The organism is Streptomyces sp. NPDC001156, assembly GCF_053598275.1.
On sequence record NZ_JBSFJX010000043.1, the window covers coordinates 15,375 to 39,380 of the forward strand.

Annotated in this window: 21 protein-coding genes; 11 read left to right on the plus strand and 10 right to left on the minus strand. The window is 70.9% G+C overall.

Features of this window, described 5'->3' with window-relative positions:
• Nucleotides 1–94: 94 nt before the first annotated feature.
• The 6 genes from ACWDA7_RS21490 to ACWDA7_RS21515 all read right to left on the minus strand — a co-directional run bounded on the left by ACWDA7_RS21490 (nucleotide 95) and on the right by ACWDA7_RS21515 (nucleotide 4,768).
• A complete protein-coding gene (locus ACWDA7_RS21490; protein WP_450605836.1) occupies nucleotides 95–592 on the minus strand; it encodes a DUF5949 family protein in 498 nt (165 codons plus the stop codon).
• A gap of 127 nt (nucleotides 593–719) precedes the next feature.
• Entirely contained in the window at nucleotides 720–1,031 is a 312-nt protein-coding gene (locus tag ACWDA7_RS21495; protein ID WP_450605837.1) for a hypothetical protein, read from the minus strand.
• A 257-nt stretch (nucleotides 1,032–1,288) separates the two neighbouring features.
• Nucleotides 1,289–1,957 carry a hypothetical protein gene (locus ACWDA7_RS21500; RefSeq protein WP_450605838.1) on the minus strand — a complete coding sequence of 223 codons (669 nt, stop codon included), beginning with the start codon at nucleotides 1,955–1,957 and terminating at the stop codon, nucleotides 1,289–1,291.
• Between the two features lie 246 nt (nucleotides 1,958–2,203).
• On the minus strand, nucleotides 2,204–2,443 hold the full coding sequence (gene chpG / locus ACWDA7_RS21505; protein ID WP_359399186.1) for a chaplin ChpG: 240 nt from the start codon (nucleotides 2,441–2,443) through the stop codon (nucleotides 2,204–2,206).
• A 314-nt stretch (nucleotides 2,444–2,757) separates the two neighbouring features.
• Nucleotides 2,758–3,735, minus strand: coding sequence for a helix-turn-helix domain-containing protein (locus ACWDA7_RS21510; RefSeq protein WP_450605839.1), 978 nt, complete (start codon nucleotides 3,733–3,735; stop codon nucleotides 2,758–2,760).
• Between the two features lie 115 nt (nucleotides 3,736–3,850).
• On the minus strand, nucleotides 3,851–4,768 hold the full coding sequence (locus ACWDA7_RS21515; protein ID WP_450605840.1) for a sugar phosphate isomerase/epimerase family protein: 918 nt from the start codon (nucleotides 4,766–4,768) through the stop codon (nucleotides 3,851–3,853).
• A 122-nt stretch (nucleotides 4,769–4,890) separates the two neighbouring features.
• On the opposite strand from ACWDA7_RS21515, the gene iolC reads away from it, so the two are divergent.
• The 6 genes from iolC to ACWDA7_RS21545 all read left to right on the plus strand — a co-directional run bounded on the left by iolC (nucleotide 4,891) and on the right by ACWDA7_RS21545 (nucleotide 12,979).
• Nucleotides 4,891–5,907 carry a 5-dehydro-2-deoxygluconokinase gene (iolC, locus tag ACWDA7_RS21520; protein WP_450605841.1) on the plus strand — a complete coding sequence of 339 codons (1,017 nt, stop codon included), beginning with the start codon at nucleotides 4,891–4,893 and terminating at the stop codon, nucleotides 5,905–5,907.
• A gap of 200 nt (nucleotides 5,908–6,107) precedes the next feature.
• On the plus strand, nucleotides 6,108–6,983 hold the full coding sequence (locus ACWDA7_RS21525) for a Cgl0159 family (beta/alpha)8-fold protein (RefSeq protein WP_450605872.1): 876 nt from the start codon (nucleotides 6,108–6,110) through the stop codon (nucleotides 6,981–6,983).
• Nucleotides 6,984–6,990: 7 nt separating this feature from the next.
• On the plus strand, nucleotides 6,991–7,803 hold the full coding sequence (gene iolB / locus ACWDA7_RS21530; RefSeq protein ID WP_450605842.1) for a 5-deoxy-glucuronate isomerase: 813 nt from the start codon (nucleotides 6,991–6,993) through the stop codon (nucleotides 7,801–7,803).
• Nucleotides 7,800–9,683, plus strand: a complete 1,884-nt coding sequence (gene iolD, locus ACWDA7_RS21535; protein ID WP_450605843.1) for a 3D-(3,5/4)-trihydroxycyclohexane-1,2-dione acylhydrolase (decyclizing) — start codon at nucleotides 7,800–7,802, stop codon at nucleotides 9,681–9,683. Before iolB ends, iolD begins: the two co-directional genes overlap by 4 nt.
• A 14-nt stretch (nucleotides 9,684–9,697) precedes the next feature.
• Complete coding sequence (mmsA, locus tag ACWDA7_RS21540) at nucleotides 9,698–11,200, plus strand: CoA-acylating methylmalonate-semialdehyde dehydrogenase (RefSeq protein WP_450605844.1); 1,503 nt, start codon at nucleotides 9,698–9,700, stop codon at nucleotides 11,198–11,200.
• Between the two features lie 378 nt (nucleotides 11,201–11,578).
• The gene (locus tag ACWDA7_RS21545) at nucleotides 11,579–12,979 is read left to right on the plus strand and encodes an APC family permease (RefSeq protein ID WP_450605845.1); all 1,401 of its coding nucleotides are present in this window, start codon (nucleotides 11,579–11,581) and stop codon (nucleotides 12,977–12,979) included.
• 39 nt (nucleotides 12,980–13,018) lie between these two features.
• On the opposite strand, the gene ACWDA7_RS21550 is transcribed toward ACWDA7_RS21545, so the two are convergent.
• The 4 genes from ACWDA7_RS21550 to ACWDA7_RS21565 form a co-directional block, all read right to left on the minus strand.
• Nucleotides 13,019–13,891 carry a tocopherol cyclase family protein gene (locus ACWDA7_RS21550; RefSeq protein ID WP_450605846.1) on the minus strand — a complete coding sequence of 291 codons (873 nt, stop codon included), beginning with the start codon at nucleotides 13,889–13,891 and terminating at the stop codon, nucleotides 13,019–13,021.
• Nucleotides 13,892–13,968: 77 nt separating this feature from the next.
• Entirely contained in the window at nucleotides 13,969–14,133 is a 165-nt protein-coding gene (locus tag ACWDA7_RS21555) for a hypothetical protein (protein WP_450605847.1), read from the minus strand.
• Nucleotides 14,130–15,233: a prenyltransferase gene (locus ACWDA7_RS21560; RefSeq protein ID WP_450605848.1), complete on the minus strand. Its 1,104-nt coding sequence runs from the start codon at nucleotides 15,231–15,233 to the stop codon at nucleotides 14,130–14,132. Before ACWDA7_RS21560 ends, ACWDA7_RS21555 begins: the two co-directional genes overlap by 4 nt.
• On the minus strand, nucleotides 15,230–16,327 hold the full coding sequence (locus ACWDA7_RS21565; RefSeq protein WP_450605849.1) for a methyltransferase: 1,098 nt from the start codon (nucleotides 16,325–16,327) through the stop codon (nucleotides 15,230–15,232). Before ACWDA7_RS21565 ends, ACWDA7_RS21560 begins: the two co-directional genes overlap by 4 nt.
• 240 nt (nucleotides 16,328–16,567) lie before the next feature.
• Here ACWDA7_RS21565 and hppD point away from each other — a divergent pair, with 240 nt between their 5' ends.
• From hppD to ACWDA7_RS21590, 5 genes are all read left to right on the plus strand, one after another.
• Nucleotides 16,568–17,728, plus strand: a complete 1,161-nt coding sequence (gene hppD / locus ACWDA7_RS21570; protein ID WP_450605850.1) for a 4-hydroxyphenylpyruvate dioxygenase — start codon at nucleotides 16,568–16,570, stop codon at nucleotides 17,726–17,728.
• A gap of 30 nt (nucleotides 17,729–17,758) precedes the next feature.
• Nucleotides 17,759–18,505: a demethylmenaquinone methyltransferase gene (locus ACWDA7_RS21575; RefSeq protein ID WP_450605851.1), complete on the plus strand. Its 747-nt coding sequence runs from the start codon at nucleotides 17,759–17,761 to the stop codon at nucleotides 18,503–18,505.
• The gene (locus tag ACWDA7_RS21580) at nucleotides 18,502–19,785 is read left to right on the plus strand and encodes a geranylgeranyl reductase family protein (protein ID WP_450605852.1); all 1,284 of its coding nucleotides are present in this window, start codon (nucleotides 18,502–18,504) and stop codon (nucleotides 19,783–19,785) included. Before ACWDA7_RS21575 ends, ACWDA7_RS21580 begins: the two co-directional genes overlap by 4 nt.
• Before the next feature lie 350 nt (nucleotides 19,786–20,135).
• Nucleotides 20,136–23,090 carry an alpha/beta fold hydrolase gene (locus ACWDA7_RS21585; protein WP_450605853.1) on the plus strand — a complete coding sequence of 985 codons (2,955 nt, stop codon included), beginning with the start codon at nucleotides 20,136–20,138 and terminating at the stop codon, nucleotides 23,088–23,090.
• Complete coding sequence (locus ACWDA7_RS21590) at nucleotides 23,087–23,950, plus strand: ABC transporter permease (RefSeq protein WP_359399218.1); 864 nt, start codon at nucleotides 23,087–23,089, stop codon at nucleotides 23,948–23,950. The genes ACWDA7_RS21585 and ACWDA7_RS21590 overlap by 4 nt, the downstream gene beginning before the upstream one ends.
• The last annotated feature ends 56 nt before the right edge of the window (nucleotides 23,951–24,006 follow it).

Below are 24,006 nucleotides of genomic sequence, written 5' to 3' on the forward strand. Positions count from 1 at the left end.
CCGGCCCCGCGGCGCGTCCGTCGTGGTCGGCCCGCCCCGTGCCGTACGCGGTCGGCTGCCGGTCCCGCGCGCCGGGCGCCGACCGCGCCCTGGCTCAGCCGCGCAGGTTGCGCGTCGGCAGCAACACGTGCGCTGCGGTGCTCAGGGTTTCCACCGCGCCCGCGAACGAGGCCAGTCGCGCCGGTGCGACGGGTCTGCCGGGCGCCGCCTCGGGCCAGGGGCGGGTGGCGAACATGAAGTAGGCGAAGCCGCGCGTACGGACCGCGGCGAACCACTCCGGAGGCACCGAGCACTGGGCATTGAGGTACGGCATGGTGAGGACGGCCTGACCCGCCTCTGCCAGCAGCGTCATGGGCAGGCCGGGGCGCTGTGCGCCGTCCACGACCTCCCCGCCCAGGTTCAGCCCGTTGTTGCGCAACAAGGCCGCCACGGCGGCCTCGGAGCCTTCGGGGCCGTTCGCGCCGTCGCCGAGGGAGTAGGCCAAGAGATAGGGCATGTCCCCGTCGGGAGCTTGCCCGCTCCAGGCCAGAACGACGAGCGTACCGAGGTCGACGGCACGGAAAGGACGCGTATCGCTGGGAGTTGTGGTCACCGCGGAACCGTATCGACGGGCCGCGGCGCCGCTGGACACTTCCTCGCTCGACCGGGGGATTCAGGCGACCGTGACCACACGAACGAGGGATCCACGGTGACGGCACAGTCGCGGGCAGCGGCGGAGGTCACCGGCCCGCGAGAGGAAGCCCGCCCAGCAGCCGGGCGGGAGTGCCCTGCTGGTTGAGCGTCTTCGTCGTGCTGTTCACGGTGCTGAGCACGGAGTCCTTGTTCTCGGTGTCGAGTCCGTCCGACTGGTGCGCGAGGGGGCGCACGTCCAGTGACTTCTGGCTGGTGATGGTCTTCAGGGCGCCGTTCAGGCTGGTGGGCGTGATGTCGGAGGTGTCCCCGGCGAATGCGGGAGCGGCGAATGCGGGAGCGGCGACACCGGTGGCGGCCAGGGAACCGGTGAGGACGGCGGCGACCTTGAGGGACTTCATGGTGTTCCTTTCTTCGGCGACCCATGTCACCGGGGGAAGGGGTGCTTCCTGGCTAACGAGCCCCCTGACCCGCGGAAACCCCGCTCGCGAAAGATTTCTGCGGCCCCTGCGGAAGAAAGGCGCACGTCCCCCGGACGGTACGACGCCGTACGCGTCCGAGGGACGTGCCGATGCTGCGAGTGTGCGGGTGCGGCGGACAGCCGTCGGGGTTCTTCACGAGCGGACCGGCGACTGTCCGGCGCGTGGGGTACCCCGACTCACATCATGGGACGGGACGGCGAGGCCGTGGACGGCGCGGTGAGGCTGGGGCTCGGCATGGGCCGCAGGCTGGGCATCGGGGGAAGACTGGGCGTGGGCGGCAGGCTGGACATCGCCGGCAGGCCGCCCTCGATCATGTCGGAGACGACGACCTTGACGAGCGCGCCCAGCACCCGTGCGGCAGCCGGCAGCACCCTGGTGGAGTCGCCCGAGGTGGCGGCCGCCATCAGCCTGTCGACCGTCGTCTGCAGGTCGGCGAGTGCGTCGCCGAGCACCGCCGACCGGGTGGGCGAGGTCATCGGCGCGGGCGACGCCGACCGGGTGGGCGAGGTCATCGGCGCGGGCGACGCCGGACTGCCCATCTTGGCGATGGCGTCCTTGGCGGCCTTGCCGAGCCTGGCCGCATCGCTCGCGGAGAGCTGACCGTTGTCCGCCTTGAGCACGGCGGTGACCAGTTCGGTGACCGGTACCACGGCGCTGTTGATGCTGGACAGCTCCTGGGCCCGCGCCAGCAGCGCGTCGGCGCCGGGCAGGGGTGCCGTCGCCACCTGCGGCCGGCCCCGAGCTGAGTCGTGGCCGGCGGCCACGGCGGCCGGCCCGGTTATTCCGAGGAGGAGCGTGGCGCAGAGGGCGGAGGAGGCGAGGCGGCGGGCGGGCAGAGCACGCATGGGTGTTCCCTTTCGTTGTGAGCCTTGAGCCTTGAACTCACCGTGAAAGGTGACATCGTCGCCTGCAACCGATCGGATGCATTCCGTGCTGTCCGCAACCCCCCGTAACCCGCTTCTTGCCTGGTCAGAGGCTCTTGCATGAGTTGAAACCCGATCCGCCCGTTCGAGTAACGCCCGGACGGGCGCACAACGCCAACCGGCCGTCCCCCGGAGGGGGGACGGCCGGTAGAAGGGTCCGCTGAGGCGTCAGCCGTTGACGCAGCTGTTGCCGAACGCAGGGTTCAGCAGGCCGACCACGTCGACCGTGTTCCCGCACACGTTGACCGGAATGTGCACGGGGACCTGCAGGACGTTGCCCGACAGGACGCCCGGGGAGCTGTCGGCGGCGCCGCTTGCGCCGCTGTCGGCGGCGGCGATGCCGGCGGTGCCGGCCACGGCCGCAGCAGCAACGGAAGTCAGGGCCAGGCCCTTCGCGATACGCGACATGGAGAGGTACTCCTTGGGAATCGTCACAACAGCCGGGGCGGAATGCCCGACGTTGAGTCAACTGCGAGGTGGACGCCGTGGTTGCGCCTCCGATGGGGTGATGTCCCACATCACCGTGGTTTACGTCTCCGGCGCATGTGGCCCACGCTCCACGGCCCCGGCCCGCGGCCGACGACCGGGACCGCGCCCATCGAGAACAGGTCGGCCCACCTGGAGCGGGCCCGCCCAAGCAAGAGGGCCGGACCCGCTGCGCCGGGCCCGGCCCGCCGGTCCGCGCGTCCCCCGAAGCGACGGCCGGCGCGCCCAGCCTGCCGTCAGATGATCCTTCCGGTCTTGGAAAAAAGCGCACTCCGGTTCGGCGGGAGCACAAGACTGGTCGCTTCACCGCTGATCCGGTCCGGCCCGGGCAACCCGGCCGGACCCGCCACGATCGCCCCGCGCGCCGCCGCGAACTCTCGCGGCGTGCAGCCGGTCAGCGCCCGGAACTCCCCGCTGAGATGCGCCTGGTCGTAGAACCCGCAGATCGCCGCGGTCTCGGCGGCCGACCTGCCGGACGCGAGCAGACGTCTCGCGCGTTGCATCCGCAGTACACGTGCGGCGACTTTGGGGGCGAGCCCGATCTGCTCGCGGAACCGGTTCTCCAACTGCCGTACGCTCCAGCCGACCTCGTCCGCGAGCCGCGGTACGGGGACGGCGCCCCCGCTGCGCCGCAGCACCGACCAGGCGCGCACCACCCTGGCCGAACTCGGCGGCCCCGTCCGGAACCAGCGGGTGAGCACGTCGTCGAGCAGGTCGAAGCGTTCCGTCCAGCCGGGCAACGTGGCCAGCGCGGCGGCGAGTTCACCCACGCTCGCCCGTCGCAACGTACCCGGCGGCCGGCCGCGGGCGAGCGCATGGGGCAACGCGTCCGGGTCCACCGCCCGGTTGGTCAGCTCATGCTGCGGCGTGCCGATCAGCGTGAACGCGGCCCACGGCGCGAGCAGAACCTCGATGCCGGCGATCCGCCCCCCGTGATCGCCGACGGCCGGGGTGGTGGTCGGCCCGGAGTAGACCGACACCAGGCTCGTCGTGGGCGCCCCGGCGCGGGAGATGCGTACGGGACCCTCGAAGCCCAGCAGAAGCGTCGCCGCGCCGATCGGGGCCTCCAGACGGCTGCGCGGACCGTTCAGCGCCAGCCGGAGCCCGCGGTAGGCGATCACGCCCGGGCGCAGCCGCGGATGGGGCGGCGCCACCACGGTGTCCCAGTCACCGCCGGGCCCGTGTCCGCCCCGCGACGCCATCGCACGTTCCATCGGCCCTCCCCCAGCAGACACCGGGACCCACCATGGTGCACGCCATCGGAGGAGGCCGGAACCCCCGTCTGCCGCCCTGTGCCCGTCGGTCCTCGTCCGCGGGTCTTCGTGGCGCCTACGCCCCGCAGGACCTCAGGAACGCCCGGGTCCGCTGTGCGATCGGCAGCGGCTTGTCCGCGTCGCACGGGTACATGTCCTGCTCCACGATCGCGAACAGGTCGACGTCGAGTTTCTGCGCGGCCGCCAGCACCGGCTCCAACGCGGGGACGCCGGAGGGCGGTTCGCACATCACGCCCAGCGCCACCGCGGGTCCGAACGGGATCTCGTCCGTCCGGACCCGGGCCAGGATCTCCGGGTCGACCTGCTTGAGGTGGAGGTACCCGACGCGCTCCCCATAGGTCTCGATCAGCTTGACGCTGTCGCCGCCGCAGTACGCGTAGTGCCCGGTGTCCAGGCACAGCGAGACGACCGAGGAGTCCGTGGCGTCGAGGAACCGGGTGACGTTCTCCTCGCTGTCGATGTGCGTGTCGGCGTGCGGATGGACGACGATCTCCAGTCCGTACCTCTCGCGCACCTCGCGTCCAAGCCGCTCCGTCTGCGTGGTCAGGTGCCGCCACTGCTCGGCGGTCAGCGTGCCCGGCTCCAGCACCTCGCCCGTCTTGTCGTCCCGCCAGAACGCCGGGATGACCACGAGGTGCGAGGCGCCCATGGCCTGGGTCAGCGCGGCGATCTCCGAGACGTGCGCCCAGGTGGAGTCCCACACCTGAGGCCCGCGGTGCAGTCCGGTGAAGACCGTGCCCGCGGAGACCCTGAGGCCGCGCTGCCCGGTCTCCTCGGCGAGCACCGCGGGATCGGTGGGCAGGTAGCCGTACGGGCCCAGTTCGATCCACTCGTACCCGGACTGGGCGACCTCGTCGAGAAAACGCCGCCAAGGCACCTGCCGGGGGTCGTCCGGGAACCAGACGCCCCAGGAGTCGGGGGCCGATCCGATGCGGATGCGGGAGAGTGGGCCTTGAGGCCACAACGACGTCATGGGCGTCAGCTTCCGATCCCTCCGAAGCCATGTCAAGCTGTCGTCCGAATGTCTGGACAAAACATTGACACGGCTCCCTCAGCGCGGCTAGACCTGGGGGCAGCCGATGCGAAGGGAACTCGATGGAGGAGTTCAAGGAGCCCGCGCCGCACTCCGCCGAAGGGCCCGGCGGCCCGCCCGGCCCCGGCGAGCCGTACGACCTGATCACCATGGGCCGGATCGGCGTGGACCTCTATCCGCTGCAGACGGGCGTGCCGTTGCCGCAGGTGACGTCCTTCGGGAAGTTCCTCGGCGGTTCGGCGACGAACGTCGCGGTCGGCGCCGCACGCCTCGGACGACGCACGGCCGTGATCACACGCACGGGCGACGACCCCTTCGGCACCTACCTCCACGAGGCGCTGCGCGGTTTCGGCGTGGACGACCGCTGGGTCACGCCGGTCGCGGGACTGCCGACTCCGGTGACGTTCTGCGAGGTGTTCCCGCCGGACGACTTCCCGCTCTACTTCTACCGGCAGCCCAAGGCTCCGGACCTGGAGATCGACGCGCACGAACTGGACCTGGACGCGATCCGCGCCGCGCGCGTCTTCTGGATGACGGGCACGGGCCTGAGCGAGGAACCCAGCCGCACCGCCACCCTGGCCGCGCTCGCCCATCGAGCCAAGGCCGGGATCACGGTCTTCGACCTCGACTGGCGGCCCATGTTCTGGCAGGACCCGGCAGCCGCGCGCCCGTTCTACACCGAGGCCCTTCGCCACACCACCGTCGCCGTGGGCAACCTCGACGAGGTGGAGATCGCCACCGGCGAGCGGGACCCGCACACCGCCGCCCGCGCGCTGCTGGACGCCGGCGTGGAACTCGCGGTCGTGAAGCAGGGCCCCAAGGGCGTCCTGGCCGTCGCCGGCACGGGCGAGTCGGCGGAGGTCCCCCCGCTCCCGGTCAAGGTCCTCAACGGCCTGGGCGCCGGTGACGCCTTCGGCGGGTCCCTCTGCCACGGGCTGCTCGCCGGCCGGCCGCTGGAGCAGATCATGCGGCACGCGAACGCCGCAGGCGCCATCGTCGCCTCCCGTCTCGAGTGCTCGTCCGCCATGCCCTCGGCCGAGGAGATCGAGGACGCGGTCACGGCGGGAGCGGTGCGATGACGGCCGGGCGCGGCGGGGACGCACGACCCGACGGAGCCGGCACCGTCCACCGGACGGGCCCCGCGGTCGTGCGCGCACGTGTGGAGAACCAGGAGGCCGCTGCCGCGCGCATGCATGAAGAGAAGAACGCGACCGCGAGCACGGCACAGAGAAGGGCCCCCAGCGCGCGCGTGGCACACGAGCAGACTCCCGCCGCGCGCGTGGACATCGCCGATCTCGTCCTCCTCCGTGCCCATCGTCCCGAGGCGATCGCCGAGGCGGCCGCTCGCCGGGCCCGCCGCCCCCTGATCGACGACGCCGGCCGGCTGATGATCGTCGCCGCCGACCACCCCGCCCGCGGCGCCCTCGGTGTCGGCGACCGCAGGATGGCGATGGCGAGCCGCGCCGACCTGCTGGAGCGGCTGTGCCTGGCACTGTCCCGTCCCGGTGTCGACGGGGTGCTCGGCACCGCCGACATCCTGGACGACCTGCTGCTGCTCGGCGCCCTGGACGGCAAGGTCGTCATGGGGTCGATGAACCGCGGCGGCCTTCAGGGCGCCTCCTTCGAACTGGACGACCGGTTCACCGGCCACCGCCCGCAGGACATCGAGCGGCTCGGCTTCGACGCGGGAAAACTGCTGCTTCGCATCGACTACGACGACCCGGGATCGCTCAACACCCTGGAGTCCGCCGCGCGTGTCATCAACGAGATGGCCGAGCGCCGACTGCCCGTCTTCGTCGAGCCGTTCATCAGCCGCCGCATCGCCGGGGGCGCGCTCCGCAACGACCTGAGCGCGGACGCCGTGACCAGGTCCATCGCCATCGCCAGTGGTCTGGGCGGGAGTTCGGCGTACACCTGGCTGAAGGTCCCCGTCACGGAGAACCCGGACGACATGGCCCGGGTCATGGAGACCTCCACGTTGCCCGCCGTGCTGCTCGGCGGTGACGTCGGAGAGGACCAGGAGGGCGCGTACGAGAAGTGGCGCGGAGCCCTCCAACTGCCCACTGTCAAGGGCCTGGTGGTGGGCCGTTCGCTGCTGTACCCGGCGGACGGCGACGTCATCGCGGCCGTGGACACCGCCGTAGGACTTCTGTGAGGGCCGCATGAGCAACGAGCTGTACGTCCCGAGGGGTGCCACCGCGAACGCGCAGTACGCCCTCGACATCGACCCCAAGCGGGCCGGCTGGAGTCACAGCAGCCTTCGGATCGTGGAACTCGCGCCCGGCGGTTCGCACATGTTCACCACCGGTGACAGCGAGTGGATCGTACTTCCCCTCGAGGGCGCCTGTAACGTGCACATTGAGGATAAAAGGTTCGAACTCCTAGGCAGGGACGACGTATTCGCGGGAGCTTCCGACTTCGCGTACGTGCCCCGGGACGCCCGGGTCCAGATCGCCTCCGGCGCGGGAGGCCGCTTCGCCCTGGCAGGAGCGAAGTGCGAGCGCCGACTCCCCGCCCGCTACGGCCCCGCGCCGGAGGTCCCCGTCGAAGAGCGCGGCAGTGGCACCTGCGCCCGCCGGGTGCGCAACTTCGCCTCGGCCGACGCCTTCGAGTGCGACAAGCTCATCGCCGTCGAGGTGATCACGCCCGGCGGCAACTGGTCCTCGTACCCGCCCCACAAGCACGACGAGACGCGGCCGGGCGAGGAGACGGAGCTGGAGGAGATCTACTACTTCGAGATCGAGGGCCCGAACGGTTTCGGGTACCAGCGCGTATTCCCCTCCCGTGAGGGCGGATCCGACGTCCTCGCCGAGGTCCGCAGCGGCGACGCCGTGCTCGTCCCCGACGGCTGGCACGGCCCTTCCATCGCCCAGCCCGGACACACCATGTACTACCTGAACGTCATGGCCGGGCCGGGTGAGGAGCGCCAGTGGCGGATCTGCTTCCACCCGGACCATACGGAGGGATACCGATGACCTCGACGACGAGGCTCACGGTCGCGCAGGCGCTCGTACGCTTCCTGGCCGCCCAGTACACCGAGCGCGACGGCGTGCGCCGCCGGCTGATCGGCGCGACATGGGGCATCTTCGGCCACGGCAACGTCGCGGGCCTCGGGCAGGCGCTGCTCGAGTACGGCGATGTCATGCCCTACCACCAGGGCCGTAACGAGCAGTCCATGGTGCATGCGGCGGTAGGCTACGCCCGCCAGTCGAACCGGCTGTCCGCACACGCCGTCACGACGTCCATCGGGCCCGGCGCCACCAACCTGGTCACCGGCGCCGCCCTCGCCACGATCAACCACCTCCCGGTCCTGCTGCTCCCCGGCGACGTCTTCGCCACCCGTCCGGCCGACCCTGTGCTCCAGCAACTCGAGGTCCCGCACGCCGGGGACGTGTCCGTCAACGACTGCCTGCGCCCGGTCTCGAAGTACTTCGACCGGATCACCCGCCCCGAAGCGCTGATACCGGCCGCACTCGGGGCCATGCGCGTCCTCGCCGACCCGGTCGACACCGGCGCGGTCACGCTCGCGCTGCCGCAGGACGTGCAGGCCGAGGGTTACGACTGGCCCGAGGAATTCTTCGCCGAGCGGACGTGGACGGTGCGCCGGCCGGCCGCCGACCCCGTCGAACTCGCCGAGGCCGTCCAGGTGATCCGCTCCGCCCGGCGCCCGCTCGTGGTGGCCGGCGGCGGCGTCCACCACAGCCGTGCCGAGGACGCCCTCGCCGAGTTCGCCTCGGCGACCCTCATCCCGGTGGCGTCCACGCAGGCCGGCAAGGGATCGCTGCGCTGGGACCACCCGCAGGACGTGGGCGGCGTCGGGCACACCGGGACGGCGACCGCCGACGAACTGGCCCGCACCGCCGACCTGGTGATCGGCATCGGCACCCGCTTCACCGACTTCACCACGGCCTCCGGAACCCTGTTCAGCGGCGACGGCGTCCGCTTCCTCAACCTCAACATCGCCCCGTTCGACAGCCACAAGCTCTCCGGCCGGCCACTGGTCGCGGACGCGCGCAGCGGTCTCGAGGAACTGACCGAGGCGCTGGAGCTGCACGACCACCGAGTGGACGCGGCGTACGTCGCCGAGTACACGGAGGACAAGCAGCGCTGGGAGCACCGGGTCGAGGCCTGCTTCGAGGCCGACGAACCCGACGTCCGGCCGACTCAGCCGCAGATCATCGGCGCACTCGACGCCGTCGTCGACGAGTCGGACATCATCGTCAACGCGGCCGGCTCGCTCCCTGGCGACCTGCACAAGCTGTGGCGGTCCCGCTCCCGTGACCAGTACCACCTCGAGTACGGCTACTCGTGCATGGGCTACGAGATCCCGGCGGCCATCGGCGTGAAGATGGCCGCCGCGGACCGGCCCGTGTGGGCGCTGGTCGGCGACGGCACGTATCTGATGATGCCGACGGAACTGGTCACGGCCGTGCAGGAAGGCGTGGCGATCAAGGTCCTGCTCGTGCAGAACCACGGCTACGCCTCCATCGGCGGCCTGTCGGAGTCGGTGGGCGGCGAGCGCTTCGGCACCGCCTACCGCTTCCGGTCGCAGGACGGCACCTACACGGGGGCGCCGCTGCCGGTGGACCTCGCCGCCAACGCGGCGAGCCTGGGCATGCGCGTGTTGCGTGCGAAGACCGTGCAGGGCCTGCGCGCCGCCCTCGCCGAGGCGCGCGACGCGGACACCCCCACATGTGTCTACGTGGAGAGCGAAACCTCAGACACTGTGTCGGGCGCGCCCCCGGCACAGGCCTGGTGGGATGTACCTGTGGCCGAGACCGCGACAAGGCCGTCGGCGGTCAAGGCGCGCGAGGAGTACGACCGGCACGTCTCGACCCGACGCCGCCATCTGTGAAGGAGTTCCTGGGCATGACGAAGATCGTCAATCACTGGATCGGCGGCAAGACCGTCGAAGGCGCGTCGGGCACGTACGGTCCGGTGACGGACCCGGCGACCGGCGCCGTCACCACGAAGGTCGCCTTCGCGTCCGTCGACGAGGTGGACGCGGCCGTAGCGGCGGCCAAGGACGCCTACCGGACGTGGGGCCAGTCCTCGCTGGCGCAGCGCACGTCCATCCTCTTCAAGTTCCGGGCGCTGCTGGACGCGCACCGCGACGAGATCGCCGAGCTGATCACCGCCGAGCACGGCAAGGTGCACAGCGACGCGCTCGGCGAGGTCGCCCGCGGCCTGGAGATCGTCGACCTGGCGTGCGGTATCAGCGTGCAGCTGAAGGGTGAGCTGTCCACGCAGGTCGCCAGCCGCGTGGACGTGGCCTCGATCCGGCAGCCGCTGGGCGTCGTCGCGGGCATCACGCCGTTCAACTTCCCGGCGATGGTCCCGATGTGGATGTTCCCGATCGCCATCGCGTGCGGCAACACGTTCGTGCTGAAGCCCTCCGAGAAGGACCCGTCGGCGTCCGTCCGCCTCGCCGAACTGCTGGCGGAGGCCGGACTGCCGGACGGCGTCTTCAACGTCGTCCACGGGGACAAGGTGGCCGTCGACCGACTGCTGGAGCACCCGGACGTCAAGGCGGTGTCCTTCGTGGGTTCGACCCCGATCGCCCGCTACATCCACACCACGGCCTCCACGAACGGCAAGCGTGTCCAGGCCCTGGGCGGCGCCAAGAACCACATGCTGGTCCTGCCGGACGCCGACCTGGACGCGGCGGCCGACGCGGCGGTCTCGGCGGCGTACGGCTCGGCGGGAGAGCGCTGCATGGCGATCTCCGCGGTGGTGGCCGTCGGCGCCATCGGCGACGAGCTGGTGGAGAAGATCCGCGAGCGCGCCGAGAAGATCAAGATCGGTCCGGGCAACGACCCGACCTCCGAGATGGGCCCGCTGATCACCAAGGTGCACCGCGACAAGGTGGCGTCATACGTGGCGGGCGCGGCGGCGGAGGGCGCCGAGGTCGTCCTGGACGGCACCGGCTACACCGTCGACGGCTACGAGAACGGCCACTGGATCGGCATCTCGCTGCTGGACAAGGTGCCGACCACAGCGAAGGCCTACCAGGACGAGATCTTCGGCCCGGTGCTGTGCGTGCTGCGCGCCGACACCTACGAGGAGGGCGTCGAGCTCATCAACGCCTCGCCGTTCGGCAACGGCACCGCCATCTTCACCCGGGACGGCGGCGCGGCCCGCCGCTACCAGCTCGAGGTCGAGGCGGGCATGGTCGGCGTCAACGTGCCGATTCCGGTCCCGGTGGGCTACCACTCCTTCGGCGGCTGGAAGGACTCGCTCTTCGGAGACCACCACATCTACGGCAACGACGGCACGCACTTCTACACCCGCGGCAAGGTGGTCACCTCCCGCTGGCCCGACCCGTCGGAGGCCCCCGCGGGCGTCGACCTCGGGTTCCCGCGCAACCACTGACGCACCGTCGTAAGCCCTGTCAGGCCGTCCGGATACCGGACGGCCTGACATTTTTTTAACGCGTTCGCTGCGGTTCCCGTGCGGGTGTCATCAAACGGGTGATGAAGGCTCAGCCCGCGATCCACCTTTGAAAACAAGGTCCAATGACTCAAAGTCTTGGGTAATGAGAAAGAATGGCGCCACGTCCTGGGAAAGCAACGTGACGTAGGTCGCTTTACAAGTACGGAATCCGAAGGTAAACGGCCATTGACGCAGCGGTTTTCGTCGGGGTTCCATGCAGCCCACCGGGAGAGGACGAGCAGCAGGACGACCCAGCCTCCGGAGGCGATAGCGCTCCCGCCCGAACCACCGCCGCACGAGTCGATCGGAACCCGCCGCATGACCGATACGCTCCGCCCTGTCGAGACCTCCGTAGCCCCGGCACCGGAGAGCAGTCCCAAGACGCTCAAGCGCTCCATCGGCGTCGTCGGCGGAACCCTGCTCACGCTGTCCTGCGTGACGCCCGCCTCCACGCTCTTCGTGGTCGTACCCGACCTGTTCGGCTCGCTGGGCACCGCGACCGCCGTGACGATCGCGATCGGCTCCCTCCTCTGTATCGCCGTGGCGTTCTGCTACGCGGAGCTGGGCACCCTCATCCCCAGCGCGGGCGGCGAGTACGCGATGGTCTCGACGCTGGCCGGACGGCTGGCCGGCTGGCTGGTCTTCGTGCTGTCCCTGCTGGTCGTCATGATCGTTCCGCCGGTGATCGCGATCGGCACGGCGGACTACCTCGCACCGGTCGTCCACCTGGACCCGGCGATGACGGGCGCGGGAGTCATGCTGCTCGCCACCCTGGCCGGTCTGCTGGACCTCCGCGCCAACGCCTGGATCACCGGTATCTTCCTGGTCCTGGAAGTGGTGGCCGCGGGCGTCGTCGCGGTCCTGGGCTTCACCCACAGCCAGCGAGGTCTGGGCAGCCTGGTCTCGATGCAGGTGGCCGGCTCACAGGGCCACACGGACACCGTGACGGCCATGCTGGTGGTCTCCGGGCTCGCCATCGCCCTCTTCGTCACCCAGGGCTTCTCGACCGCCGTCTACCTCTCCGAGGAGTTGGAGAACCCGCGCCGCAACGTCGCCCGCACGGTCCTCGCCACCCTCGCCATCTCCACTGTGGTCATCCTGGTGCCGGTCGTGGCCATCACCATGGGCGCCTCCGACCTGAAGGCGCTCACGAGCGGCGACATCAGCAGCATGGTGACCGCCTGGTCCAACTCGGCCGTCGGCACCTTCGTGAGCCTGTGCGTGGCGCTCGCCATCATCAACGCGGGCATCGTCATGGTCATCCAGAACTCCCGCGTGCTGTTCGCCTCGGCCCGCGACAAGGCTTGGCCCGGGCCGGTCAACAACGCCCTGTCCAAGCTCGGCCGGTTCGGCTCCCCGTGGGTCGCCACCCTGGTCGTCGGTGTCCCGGGCGCGCTCCTCTGCTTCGTCAACCTGGACACCCTCTACGGCGTCACCGGCGTCTCGGTGACCGGCATGTACCTGCTGGTGGCCGTCGCCGCCCTGCTCGCCCGGCGCGGCTCGCACCGGCACACACCGGCGTGGCGGATGCCGCTGTGGCCCGCGCTGCCGCTCCTGCTGATCGCGGTCCTCGCGTACGTCCTCAGCCAGCAGGAGGTCGACTACCTGCTGTGGACGGGCGGCATCACGGCGGTCGCCACGCTGTACTGGGCCCTGTACCTGCGCCCGCGCCGCGACACCCGCTGGCTGGTGTCGATCCCGGAGGACGCACAGGCCTGAACCCCTTGGAGAGTCCCGCCGGGGGCTGTCCGCAGCGGGTCAGAGGGCCGGAGCCACCCCCGTCTCCAGAGCGGCGAGTGCCGAGGAACCCGAGTACACCGGACGGCCGCCGCGCAGGACACGGAGGTGGACGGTGCCCACCGGATGGTGGGTGGAGTGGCCGAGACGGTGCGGGGTGAGAGAGGGCAGGGGCAGCCGCAGAACGGGGCTGCCCGCCGCCTCACCGGTGAGCTCCGCCCGGATGCGCGGGCCGGTGGCGGTGAGCCGCCACTGGCCGGCCCGGTGACGGCCCCGCACGATCGCCGCGGGGGGGAACAGGTGGACACGCCGGCCGCCCATGCTGATCACCATGCCGCTGACCGGCACGGTGACCGGGCCCCGCCCGAGCAGGCCGCCTGCGAACGCGACACCGATTCCGCCGCCCTCGAAACCCTGGGCCTGCCCCCACCACCACTGGGGAGGAAAGCCACGCCCCCAGGACTTCTCCGCGTACACCTCGCACGCCGAGAGGTCCCAGCAGTGCTCACCCAGCCGTACCGTCCCCTCGACCCGCGCGTCGAAGAGGTGAGGGTGCCAGTAGTGGTTGAGCCCCGGCAGCAGCGAGAAGACGCCCGCGGCCGGAAGGAGGGTCCGCCGCGCCGGCGCGGGCACGACGGTCGCCTCCAGGCACACGTCCGCGAAACGGACGCACAGCGTGTCGCGGGCGAAGTCGAGCACGGGCGGAACGCGCACCGCGTGACAGCCGGAGGCCGCCCAGGCCCCATCCTGAGTGGTCGATCGGACGAGGGAGAGCGGGCTCGCCGCGACCGTCACGCTTCCCCACGTACGGCTCCGGTGATGGTTGACCGAGCACGCGACCACGAGGACCCGGCGCCGCTCGATGTCCGTGAACCGCCACAGATACCCCTCCATCCGGGCACCGTGGGACCGAAGTGCGTCTCCCCAGGGCGGGGTCGCGCCCGTGCGGTGCCACCATGTGGCGGGCACCCTCAGGTCTCCCGCAGGGCGGTGTGCTCCGCCGCCGCGGTGCATAGCTCCCGCCGGCAGCGGGACATGGGCACGGCACCGGGGGCTTGGACACCGAGGGTTTGGAGTGCCGCCGCCGTCCCGCAGATCTGTGTGCCGGCCTCTGGCGCGTGTACCGGACCGCTCATGGCTGAGGTGCCCGGTCCTCGACGGGGCGCGGAGCCGGAGTGGCGAGTCCGGGCCCGGGCCGCCGCCGGTGCGCGGCCACAGCCGTCCGGACCAGCCACCCCACGAACAACGCGGAGGTGCCCACCGCGATGACGACCCACAGCGCGGGTGCCGGTGTGCCGCGCACGGCGAGGTCGACGAGCAGCGCCGTCGTGGTCGCGCAGGTGGTGAGCGGAAGCTGCATGGAGGCCCAGAAGGTGACGCGGTCCGCGCTGTACGGCTCCGCCAGCGCTCCGCGTCGCAGTCCCCGGAAAGCATGGATGCCGGCCGGAGCGCACACGAACTGGGCCGCCGCCACGATCAGCGGCAGCCGACCGGTGGCGGTCAGCGCCAGCACGCCGGTGTAGAGGCCCGCTTGCCCGGCCCCGTACGCCTTGACCACGCGCACCGGGCCGAGGGCGGCGGCGAGGGTGTGCTTGCCGACAAGTCGGTCGCCTTCGATGTCGGCCAGGTTCATGATCAGGCAGCGCAGCACCTGCAGAAGGCAGACGACGGCTGTGCACCACAGCAGCAGTGGGCTGAACCGGCCGGCCTGCAGCAGGGCGGCCAGCAGCGGGCCCATGCCGTAGAGCACGGCCGCGCAGGTCACTTCGCCGAACGCGTGGTAGTTCAGCCGCAAGGGAGGAGCCGTGTAGAACCAGGCCAGTGCCATCAGCGTGACGGCCAGGAATCTCGCGGATCCGCTCGGCATCGCGGCCGTCAGCGCGGTGCCGGTGAACAGGGCGACGAAGGCGGCGGAGAGGCTGACACCGGGCTGGAGGAGTCCGTCGACCAGGGTCCGGCTGCCGCCGGTCCAGGACGTGGGGGACGGGTTGGCCCGGTCCGCGTCGAGGTCGAAGTACTCGTTGCAGAAGTGCGTCATCAGGTGGGTCGACCAGGCGAACCCGAGAGTGAGCAGATACGCCGAGAGGGAGAACTCGCCCGTCGCGTGGACGGCCAGGGTGACTCCGAAGCCGGTCACCATCATGCTCTGGAACAGGAACTTGACCCGGGCCAGTCTGAGGAAGGCGGCCACTGGGCCGATCCCGGCCGGTGCGGCGGCCGCCCGAGTGGGGCTCATGGAGCCTCTTTGGTCGCCACGATGATGCCGTGCGGAGTCCAGCCGGGCACCGTCATCCGCTCGACGGCGTCGAACCCCGCTTCGCGCAGGCACTGTTCGTGCACGCGCCAGGGATAGATCATCCCGCCCTCGGCGGGCAGGGACGCGAAGTAGACGCTGTCGAGGGCGGCGATCAGCGGTCCGTCCCCCTCGTCGTGGGACATCGAGTTGAAGACGACGGCACGGCCACCGGGCCGCAGGACCTCGTGGGCCTTCCGCAAGAGGGCCGTGTTCTCCTCGGGGGTCCAGATGACCAGTTGGTGTGCGAAGAGCACACAGTCCATGGCCGCCGGGAACGGGTCGGCGAACATGTCGCACGGGTGTACCGAGACCCGGGAGGCCAGGCCCGCCTCGGCGATCCGCGCCTCGGTCACCTTGGCGGACGCGGGGATCTCCAGCACGGTGACGTCGAGGCCGGGATTGTGCCGGGCCAGGGCGATCGCGTTGACGGCGTCGCCACCGCCGCAGTCGAGCAGACGCTTCGCACCGGTGAGGTCGAGCTTGCGCACGAGGTGTTCGTTGGCCAGTTCGGACCAGGAGCGCATGTAGCGGTAGAAGACCTCTTCGAGGCGCGGGTGGCCGGCGAAGCGGTGGTACAGATCGGGGTCGTCACCCGGAATGCGCCGTAGGCCCACGTTGGTGTTCTGCCGCAGTGAGTCGACGAAGTCCGCCTGTCCTTCGTAGACGATGTGCTGTTCGAAGCCGACCGTGTCCTTGATCTTGGGCCAGGTCCCGTCCTTCTCGAGTGCGACGATGAGGTCGGCGACCCGGTAGCGCGACCCTTCCTTGACCGTCAGACCGAGGGAGGTGCACCCCAGCAGCAGAATGGCCCCGGCCCGCTCCTTGAGCTCCAGGTGGCCGCGGATCTCCGCCTCCGTCAGCGGGCCTTGTGCGAGGAGCAGTTCGATCAGGCCGAGTTCGCAGGCCGCGTTCAGGTACTGGAAGGCCGCGTGCCCGAACAGGATGAACGACAGGCGGTCCATGGTCAGCCCGTGAGCCGGCTGTCCGGGAGCGGCCTGCGCCCCGGAGGGCTGCGCCGTGGTGGATGACGTCATGAAGAGCCTTCTGGCGGCGTAGGAGGACGGGCGCGCATGCGCGGTGGCCGTGCGTCATGCGGCACTGTGGCGACGACGCATGCTCGCACGCGAGATCAGCGTGGCGAAGGACCCCTGGTCCCTGCGGGTGAACGGGTCACTCACTCGGTCCAGGGGCCGGTGTTTCCCGGCATCGGGCATGCCAGGATGCTGCGTCGGCGGGAATCCTTCCGTTTGTCCTCACGACAAAGGACTCCGGGCATGGAGCTGTACACGACCACGCTTTCCCCTCGTTCCCTGGAGCAGGACGCGGGTTCTGACGGAAAAAGGCCTCCGGAACTCCTGGGGATCGATCACATTCGGCTGTGCGTGGGAAACGCGCGGCAGGCAGCGTACTTCTATGTCACGGCTTTCGGCATGGAGCTGACCGCCCATCGCGCCGGTGAGAAGTCCCGCCACGGCACGGTGGAATATCTGCTCACCTCCGGTGAGGTGCGGCTCCTTGTCACCGGCGGAGTCGAGCCGGACAGCACCGCCGCCCGATGGGCCGCCGATCACGCGGACGGTGTCAGTGACATCGCCCTTGAAGTGGCCGACCTCGACGCAGCTGTGGCCCACGCGGTCGCCGCCGGGGCCACCCTGGTCCAAGAACCCACCACCCACGCCGACGAGTCGGGGCAGATCCGTACCGCCGCCCTCGCCACCTACGGGGAACTGCGCCACAGCCTGGTGGAACGCGGCCGGTACCAGGGATTGTTCATGCCCGGCTTCGACCGGCCGTCCGTGGCTCCCGCACCTCGCGGCCCCCGGCTCTTCCACCGCGTCGACCACACCGTGGGATGCGTGGAATACGGCCGCATGGACGAATGGGTCGACTTCTACCGGCGTGTACTGGGATTCAGCACCATGGCCGAGTTCATCGGCGACGACATCGCCACCGAGTACTCCGCTCTCATGAGCAAGGTCGTCGCCGACGGGACAGGAAAGGTGAAACTCCCGCTGAACGAACCGGCTCCCGGGAAGAAGCGGTCCCAGATCGACGAATACCTTCAGTACCACCGCGGGCCCGGCGTCCAGCACATCGCCCTGGAAACGGACGACATCCTCGCCGCGACCGATGCGCTCCGGTCGGCGGGCGTCGATTTTCTGACGACCCCCGACACCTACTACGACGACCCGGGACTCCGTGCCCGTATCGGGACGGTCCGCGTCGACATCGCCGCACTGCGCGAACGCGGAATTCTGGTCGACCGGGACGACGACGGCTATCTGCTGCAGATCTTCACCCGGCCACTCGTCGACCGCCCCACCTTCTTCATCGAATTGATTGAACGTCACGGAAGTCAGGGCTTTGGAAAAGGGAACTTCAAGGCCTTGTTCGAGGCTGTGGAACGTGAACAGGAACGCCGGGGAAACCTGTAGTCACGCCTGGACAGATCTGAGGAGCAGTCGGTGAACCGTGCGACTCTCGCCAAGAATCCGGATGACGTCACGCGCATGTTCGACGAAGCGGCCCACCGCTACGACCGGACCAACACGCTGCTGTCCGGCGGCCGCGACAGAGTGTGGCGCGCCCGTACCCGGGCGGCGCTGGGCCTCCGCGCGGGCGACCGATGCCTCGACGTCGCCTGCGGGACGGGGGTGTCCACCGAGGAACTGGCCAGGTCAGGAGCCACGGTCATCGGCATCGACCGCTCACCGGGGATGGTCTCCCAGGGCGGTGGCAGGTCCGTGGGCATCCGTGTCGGAGACGCTCTGTCGCTGCCCTTCGAGGCACACGCCTTCGACGCCGTGACCATCATGTTCGGCCTGCGCAACGTGGTCGATCCGGTGGCCGCGCTGCGCGAGATGGCACGGGTCACCCGGCCCGGCGGACGGCTTGTCGTCTGCGAGTTCAGCCACCCCGTCTGGCCGCCGTTCCGCACCGTCTACCTGCGCTACCTGATGGGCGGCCTGCCGCGGGTCGCCCGCGGTGTCTCCAGCAATCCGGCCGCCTACACCTACCTGTCGGACAGCATCCTCGCCTGGCCCGACCAGCCCCGGCTCGCCACGATGATCAAAGAGGCCGGCTGGGGACACGTCGCCTGGCGCAACCTCACCGGAGGCATCGTCGCGCTGCACCGCGCGACGGTCCCGCAGGCGTCCGACGCGTCGGGGTCCGACGCGTCGGGGTCCGGACCGAGGGAGCCACGAAAGTGAGGGGTCCGGAACGGATCGACTCACAGGTGCTCGTCGTGGGGGCCGGTCCGGCGGGATCGACGGCCGCGTACCACCTGGCGCGGCAGGGTGTGCACGTGGTCATGGTCGAAAAGGCGGTCTTTCCACGAGAGAAGGTCTGCGGGGACGGGCTGACCCCACGCGCCGTCCGGCACCTCGTGCGGATGGGCATCGACACGTCCGCTCCGGGCTGGAGCCGCAACCGGGGGCTGCGCTTCGTCTCCCGCGGAGTGGTCCTCGAGGTCGACTGGCCCGAAAGCGGCTCCTTCCCCGGCTACGGCCTCACCCGCACCCGGCACGACTTCGACCGGATCCTCGCCGAGCGGGCGGTCGCGGCGGGTGCCGTGCTGCACACGGGGACCAAGGCCGTCGAACCCGTCCAGGACGCGCGCGGGCGGATCACGGGCGTCGTCGCCGTGGGCCCCGAGCGCAGGCCCCTCACGTTCAGCGCGCCGGTGGTGATCGCGGCGGACGGCGTCGCCGGACGACTGAGCCTGGCCATGGGCGTCACCCGACTGGCGAGCCGTCCCGTGGGCACCGCTGTCCGCCGCTACTACCGCAGCCCCGTCAAGCACGAGGACCCCTATCTGGAGTCCTGGCTGGACCTGCGCCGCCCGGACGGACGGATCCTCCCCGGCTACAGCTGGATCTTCCCCATGGGCGACGGCCGGGTGAACGTGGGCCTCGGCGTCCTCAACGACTCGCGCACCGGGGCCACCGACATCCGCAAGATGCTCGCCCCGTGGCTCGATCGGACTCCGCAGGAGTGGGGGCTGCACGACGAGAGAAACGCCGACGGCCCGCTGCGCGGCGCCGCCCTGCCCATGGGATTCAACCGCCTGCCGCACTACCACCGCGGTCTCCTGCTGATCGGTGACGCGGGAGGCATGGTCAACCCGTGCAACGGCGAAGGCATCGCGTACGCCATGGAGTCGGCGGAACTCGCCGCCGACCTCGTGGCCCAAGCCGTCTGCCGGCCCTCAGGGGCTTCCCGTGAACAGGTCCTCAGCGGCTACTGCCAGGAGATCTCCACCCGCCTCGGCCGCTACTACCGCCTGGGACGGGGCTTCTCCTCGCTGATGGCCCATCCGATGTTCACCAGCCTGGTCACCCAGAACGCGGTGAAGTCGCCGCGCGTCATGGGTGCCATGGTGCGGTTGCTGTCGAACCTCTCCGACAGACCAGGGGCGGACGCCGTGGACCACCTGGTCAACTCCATGGTCCGCGTCATCCCTCGGGACCGGCGCCTCACCCTGCGGTAGTGGCGGCCGGCGAAGCCGGCGGGGGTGGCTGCGCCTTCCTCGCGGGCCGGGGAAAGATAGTGGCCGGTCGCGGTCGTCGGCCAAGAACCGCCCGGCCCGTTCGGTACGCACGAGCCGGTCGAAGGGTCCCCCGCGGCGGTCAGGAACCGCCCGGCCCGTTCCGCGCGCGGGCCGGTCGAAGAGCTCCCGGTCACGGCGACTTCCGCGGCGATCGTGGCACGGCCGTTTTCCTCCGGTCTTCACGTACCACGCCTGCGGTAGGCGGCAGCGGAGCCGTACGCCTCCGGGAGGGGCAGCGGTTCAGCCCGGCGGCTGCTTCGGTTCTCGGTGCCGGGCCTTACCGTTGACGCATGGATCTTCGACTGCGGGCAGTCCGGGGGCTGCGCCGAAGGACCGTGGCCGCCGTGGCCGCGGTCCTCCTCGTGCTGGCCGGTGCCGGCACGTGGACGGCCGCCGCCTTGGACGACGCGCCTGCCGTACACCGCGCCGACAGGCTCATGGACATGGGCGGCGGGGTCCGGATCGACACCTCGTACTTCACCTCGGGATCCGGCGGCCGCCGCCCGGCCGTCCTGCTGGCGCACGGCTTCGGCGGCAGCAAGAAGGACGTCGAGGGCCAGGCCGAGCAGCTCGCGCGTGACGGGTACGCCGTGCTGACCTGGTCGGCACGCGGATTCGGCAGGTCCACCGGGAAGATCGGGCTCAACGACCCCAAGGGCGAGGTGGCCGACGTCTCGAAGCTGATCGACTGGCTGGCGAAGCGGCCCGACGTCCAGCTCGACAAGCCCGGCGACCCGCGCGTGGGCATGGCGGGCGGGTCGTACGGCGGTGCCATCTCGCTGCTGGCCGCGGGGTACGACCACCGGGTGGACGCGATCGCCCCGGCCATCACCTACTGGAACCTGGCAGACGCCCTGTTCCCGAACGGGGTGTTCAAGAAGCTGTGGGCCGGCGTCTTCATGAACTCCGGCGGCGGCTGCGGCAGATTCACCACCGAGCTGTGCCGGATGTACGACCGGGTGGCCGAGTCCGGGATGCCCGACGCGCAGGCGCGGGCTCTGTTGGAGGAGCGGTCCCCGTTCGCGGTCGGCAAGGACATCAAGGTGCCCACGCTCCTGGTGCAGGGCCAGTCCGACTCGCTGTTCCCGCTCGGCCAGGCCGACGCGGCGGCCAGGGCGATCACGGCCAACGGCGCCCCCGTGGACGTCGACTGGATCGCGGGCGGGCACGACGGCGGGGACCTGGAGACGAGTCGCGTACAGGCCCGCGTCACGGCGTGGTTCGACCGCTATCTGAAGGACGAGACGGGTGTCGACACCGGCCCTGCCTTCCGCATCACCCGCACCGGCGGCTTCAACTCCACGGACGGCACGATCCTGCTCCGGGGCGCGAGCGGGGACCTGTACCCAGGGCTGGAGAGCGGGCGCAGGACGGTCTCGCTCAGCGGCCGGCAGCAGAGCTTCGCGAACCCGGCGGGTGCCAACCCGCCCGCTGTCTCCGCGCTCCCCGGTCTCGGCGGCCAGGGCGGCCTGTCCCAGCTGTCGTCGCTGGGCATCGGAGTGTCGCTGGACTTCCCCGGGCAGTACGCGCACTTCGACTCGCGGCCCGTACGCGGAGACCTGTGGATCACCGGCTCGCCGATGGTGACCGTCCATGTGACGTCGACGAGTGACGACGCCGTCCTGTTCGGCAAGGTGTACGACGTCGGGCCGGGCAGCGTCCAGCCGGTCCTGCCCTCACAACTGGTCGCCCCCGTCCGGGTGACCGGCGCCAAGGCCGGCAAGGACGTCACGCTGACCCTGCCCGCGATCGACCACGAGGTGCAGAAGGGACACCGGCTGCGGCTGGTCCTCGCCTCGACCGACCTCGGCTATGCCTCCCCGGCGGCGCCCGCCACGTACACGGTCGCCCTGAAGGGCGCTCTGGAGGTGCCCACGGCACCGGGTGTGACGACCGCGGCGGCCCCGCTTCCCTCATGGGTGTGGTGGTTCCCGCCGGCCGGCGCGCTGATCGCCCTCGCACTGCTCCTGACGGGCCGCAGGCGCCGAACGGCCACCGCGCCCGATCCCGTTCTGGACTCCGTGCCGCTGCAGATCACGGACCTGAGCAAGCGATACGCCGGCGCGGCGGACCGGTACGCGGTGCGGGACCTCTCGTTCCGCGTGGAGAAGGGCCAGGTGCTGGGCCTGCTCGGGCCGAACGGCGCCGGCAAGACCACGACGCTCCGCATGCTGATGGGTCTGATCAAGCCGGACGCCGGCGAGATCCGGGTCTTCGGCCATGCGATCCGTCCCGGTGCCCCGGTGCTGTCCCGGGTCGGCGCCTTCGTGGAGGGCGCCGGATTCCTGCCGCATCTGTCCGGCCGGGAGAACCTGGAGCTGTACTGGCGGGCCACGGGTCGCCCGCCCGAGGACGCGCATCTGGACGAGGCGCTGGAGATCGCGGGGTTGGGGGACGCGCTGGCGCGCGCGGTGCGCACCTACTCGCAGGGCATGCGTCAGCGCCTCGCCATCGCCCAGGCGATGCTCGGCCTGCCGGACCTGCTGATCCTGGACGAGCCGACCAACGGTCTGGACCCGCCGCAGATCCGCGAGATGCGCAAGGTCATGATCCGGTACGCGGCGGCGGGCCGCACGGTGATCGTCTCGAGCCACCTGCTGGCGGAGGTCGAACAGTCCTGCACCCACCTGGTGGTGATGGACCGTGGGCGCCTCATCCAGGCGGGCCCGGTGGACGAGATCGTGGGCTCCGGCGACACGCTCCTGGTCGGCCTGGCCGCCGATGTCCCCGACCCGCTGGTGGAGAAGGTGGCCGCGCTGCCCGGAGTGGCCTCGGCGGTACGGACGGAGGGCGGACTGCTGGTACGCCTGGCACCCCCCGCCGAGCCGATCGCCGCACCGGGACGCCACGCGGAGCCGACCGCCCCCGCGGAGCCGATGACACCGGTCGGTGTGTCCGGGGCGGCCGTTGCCACCGACGTGCCCGCCGGGCCGATGGTGACCAGGGACGGTTCTGCCGGGCCGGACTCGCCCGCCGGAGTCTCCGTGGTGGCACTCGCGCCCGCCGTGAGCCCTCAGGAACCGATCGCCTCCGGGACGGTCTCCGACGAGCCGGCCGTGTCCGAGGGCTCCGGCGAGCCGGTCGTGTCCGCCGTCTCCGCCGTGCCGGTCGGCGGCTCCGGCCGGTCGGCGGCAGCCGCTCGGCTTCTCGTCGAACTCATCCGGCTCGACGTGCCGGTGGCCTCGCTGGGTCCCCACCGGCGTCTCGAGGACGCCTTCCTCACTCTGATCGGAGGTTCCGCATGAGTGCGCTCGCCGAGCGGGCGGAGACGGCCGACGGTTACCGGGCACGGCGGACGCTGCCCCTGCGGGTCGAGCTCGTCCGGCAGTTGAAGCGGCGCCGGACGCTCGTCATGGGCGCGATCCTGGCTCTGCTCCCCTTCGTGCTGGTGATCGCCTTCGCCATCGGCGGTCAACCCGGCGCCCGCAACGGCCAGGTCACGCTGATGGACACGGCGACCGCGTCGGGCGCCAACTTCGTGGCGGTGAACCTCTTCGTGTCCGCCGGGTTCCTGCTGGTCATCCCGGTCGCCCTGTTCTGCGGTGACACGGTCGCCTCCGAGGCGAGCTGGTCCTCGCTGCGCTATCTGCTCGCGGCGCCCGTCCCGCGGTCCCGGCTGCTGTGGTCCAAGCTCGTGGTCGGTCTCGGCCTGAGCCTCGCGGCCATGGTGCTGTTGCCGGTCGTCGCCCTCGCGGTGGGCACGGCGGCCTACGGCTGGGGGCCGCTGGACATACCGACCGGCGGCTCCCTCGCCGCGGGCACGGCGGCCGGACGGCTCGCTGTCGTGGTGGCGTACATCTTCGTGTCCCAACTGGTCACCGCCGGGCTCGCGTTCTGGCTGTCGACCAAGACGGACGCGCCACTGGGCGCGGTCGGCGGTGCGGTCGGTCTCACCATCGTGGGGAACGTGCTGGACGCGGTCACCGCTCTCGGCCACTGGCGCGACTTCCTGCCCGCGCACTGGCAGTACGCCTGGGTCGACGCCGTTCAGCCCCGGCCGGAGTGGGCCGGCCTGATCCAGGGCACCGTGGTTTCCATAACGTACGCGCTCGTGCTGTTCGCGCTGGCCTTCCGGGGTTTCGCGCGCAAGGACATCGTGTCCTAGGTCAACGGAGGATCTCCCACCGGTCTCGGCGGCCGCCCGCCGTGGCCGGTTCGAGA

What these genes read in the sequence shown, in the direction of transcription:
- ACWDA7_RS21565 (WP_450605849.1), bottom strand. Translation starts at nt 16,327, where the DNA reads ATGACGTCATCCACCACGGCGCAGCCCTCCGGGGCGCAGGCCGCTCCC.
- ACWDA7_RS21555 (WP_450605847.1), bottom strand. Translation starts at nt 14,133, where the DNA reads ATGAGCGGTCCGGTACACGCGCCAGAGGCCGGCACACAGATCTGCGGG.
- iolD (WP_450605843.1), top strand. Translation starts at nt 7,800, where the DNA reads ATGACCTCGACGACGAGGCTCACGGTCGCGCAGGCGCTCGTACGCTTC.
- iolB (WP_450605842.1), top strand. Translation starts at nt 6,991, where the DNA reads ATGAGCAACGAGCTGTACGTCCCGAGGGGTGCCACCGCGAACGCGCAG.
- mmsA (WP_450605844.1), top strand. Translation starts at nt 9,698, where the DNA reads ATGACGAAGATCGTCAATCACTGGATCGGCGGCAAGACCGTCGAAGGC.
- ACWDA7_RS21585 (WP_450605853.1), top strand. Translation starts at nt 20,136, where the DNA reads ATGGATCTTCGACTGCGGGCAGTCCGGGGGCTGCGCCGAAGGACCGTG.
- chpG (WP_359399186.1), bottom strand. Translation starts at nt 2,443, where the DNA reads ATGTCGCGTATCGCGAAGGGCCTGGCCCTGACTTCCGTTGCTGCTGCG.
- ACWDA7_RS21510 (WP_450605839.1), bottom strand. Translation starts at nt 3,735, where the DNA reads ATGGAACGTGCGATGGCGTCGCGGGGCGGACACGGGCCCGGCGGTGAC.
- ACWDA7_RS21545 (WP_450605845.1), top strand. Translation starts at nt 11,579, where the DNA reads ATGACCGATACGCTCCGCCCTGTCGAGACCTCCGTAGCCCCGGCACCG.
- ACWDA7_RS21590 (WP_359399218.1), top strand. Translation starts at nt 23,087, where the DNA reads ATGAGTGCGCTCGCCGAGCGGGCGGAGACGGCCGACGGTTACCGGGCA.
- ACWDA7_RS21515 (WP_450605840.1), bottom strand. Translation starts at nt 4,768, where the DNA reads ATGACGTCGTTGTGGCCTCAAGGCCCACTCTCCCGCATCCGCATCGGA.
- ACWDA7_RS21560 (WP_450605848.1), bottom strand. Translation starts at nt 15,233, where the DNA reads ATGAGCCCCACTCGGGCGGCCGCCGCACCGGCCGGGATCGGCCCAGTG.
- iolC (WP_450605841.1), top strand. Translation starts at nt 4,891, where the DNA reads ATGGAGGAGTTCAAGGAGCCCGCGCCGCACTCCGCCGAAGGGCCCGGC.
- ACWDA7_RS21495 (WP_450605837.1), bottom strand. Translation starts at nt 1,031, where the DNA reads ATGAAGTCCCTCAAGGTCGCCGCCGTCCTCACCGGTTCCCTGGCCGCC.
- ACWDA7_RS21550 (WP_450605846.1), bottom strand. Translation starts at nt 13,891, where the DNA reads ATGGAGGGGTATCTGTGGCGGTTCACGGACATCGAGCGGCGCCGGGTC.
- hppD (WP_450605850.1), top strand. Translation starts at nt 16,568, where the DNA reads ATGGAGCTGTACACGACCACGCTTTCCCCTCGTTCCCTGGAGCAGGAC.
- ACWDA7_RS21500 (WP_450605838.1), bottom strand. Translation starts at nt 1,957, where the DNA reads ATGCGTGCTCTGCCCGCCCGCCGCCTCGCCTCCTCCGCCCTCTGCGCC.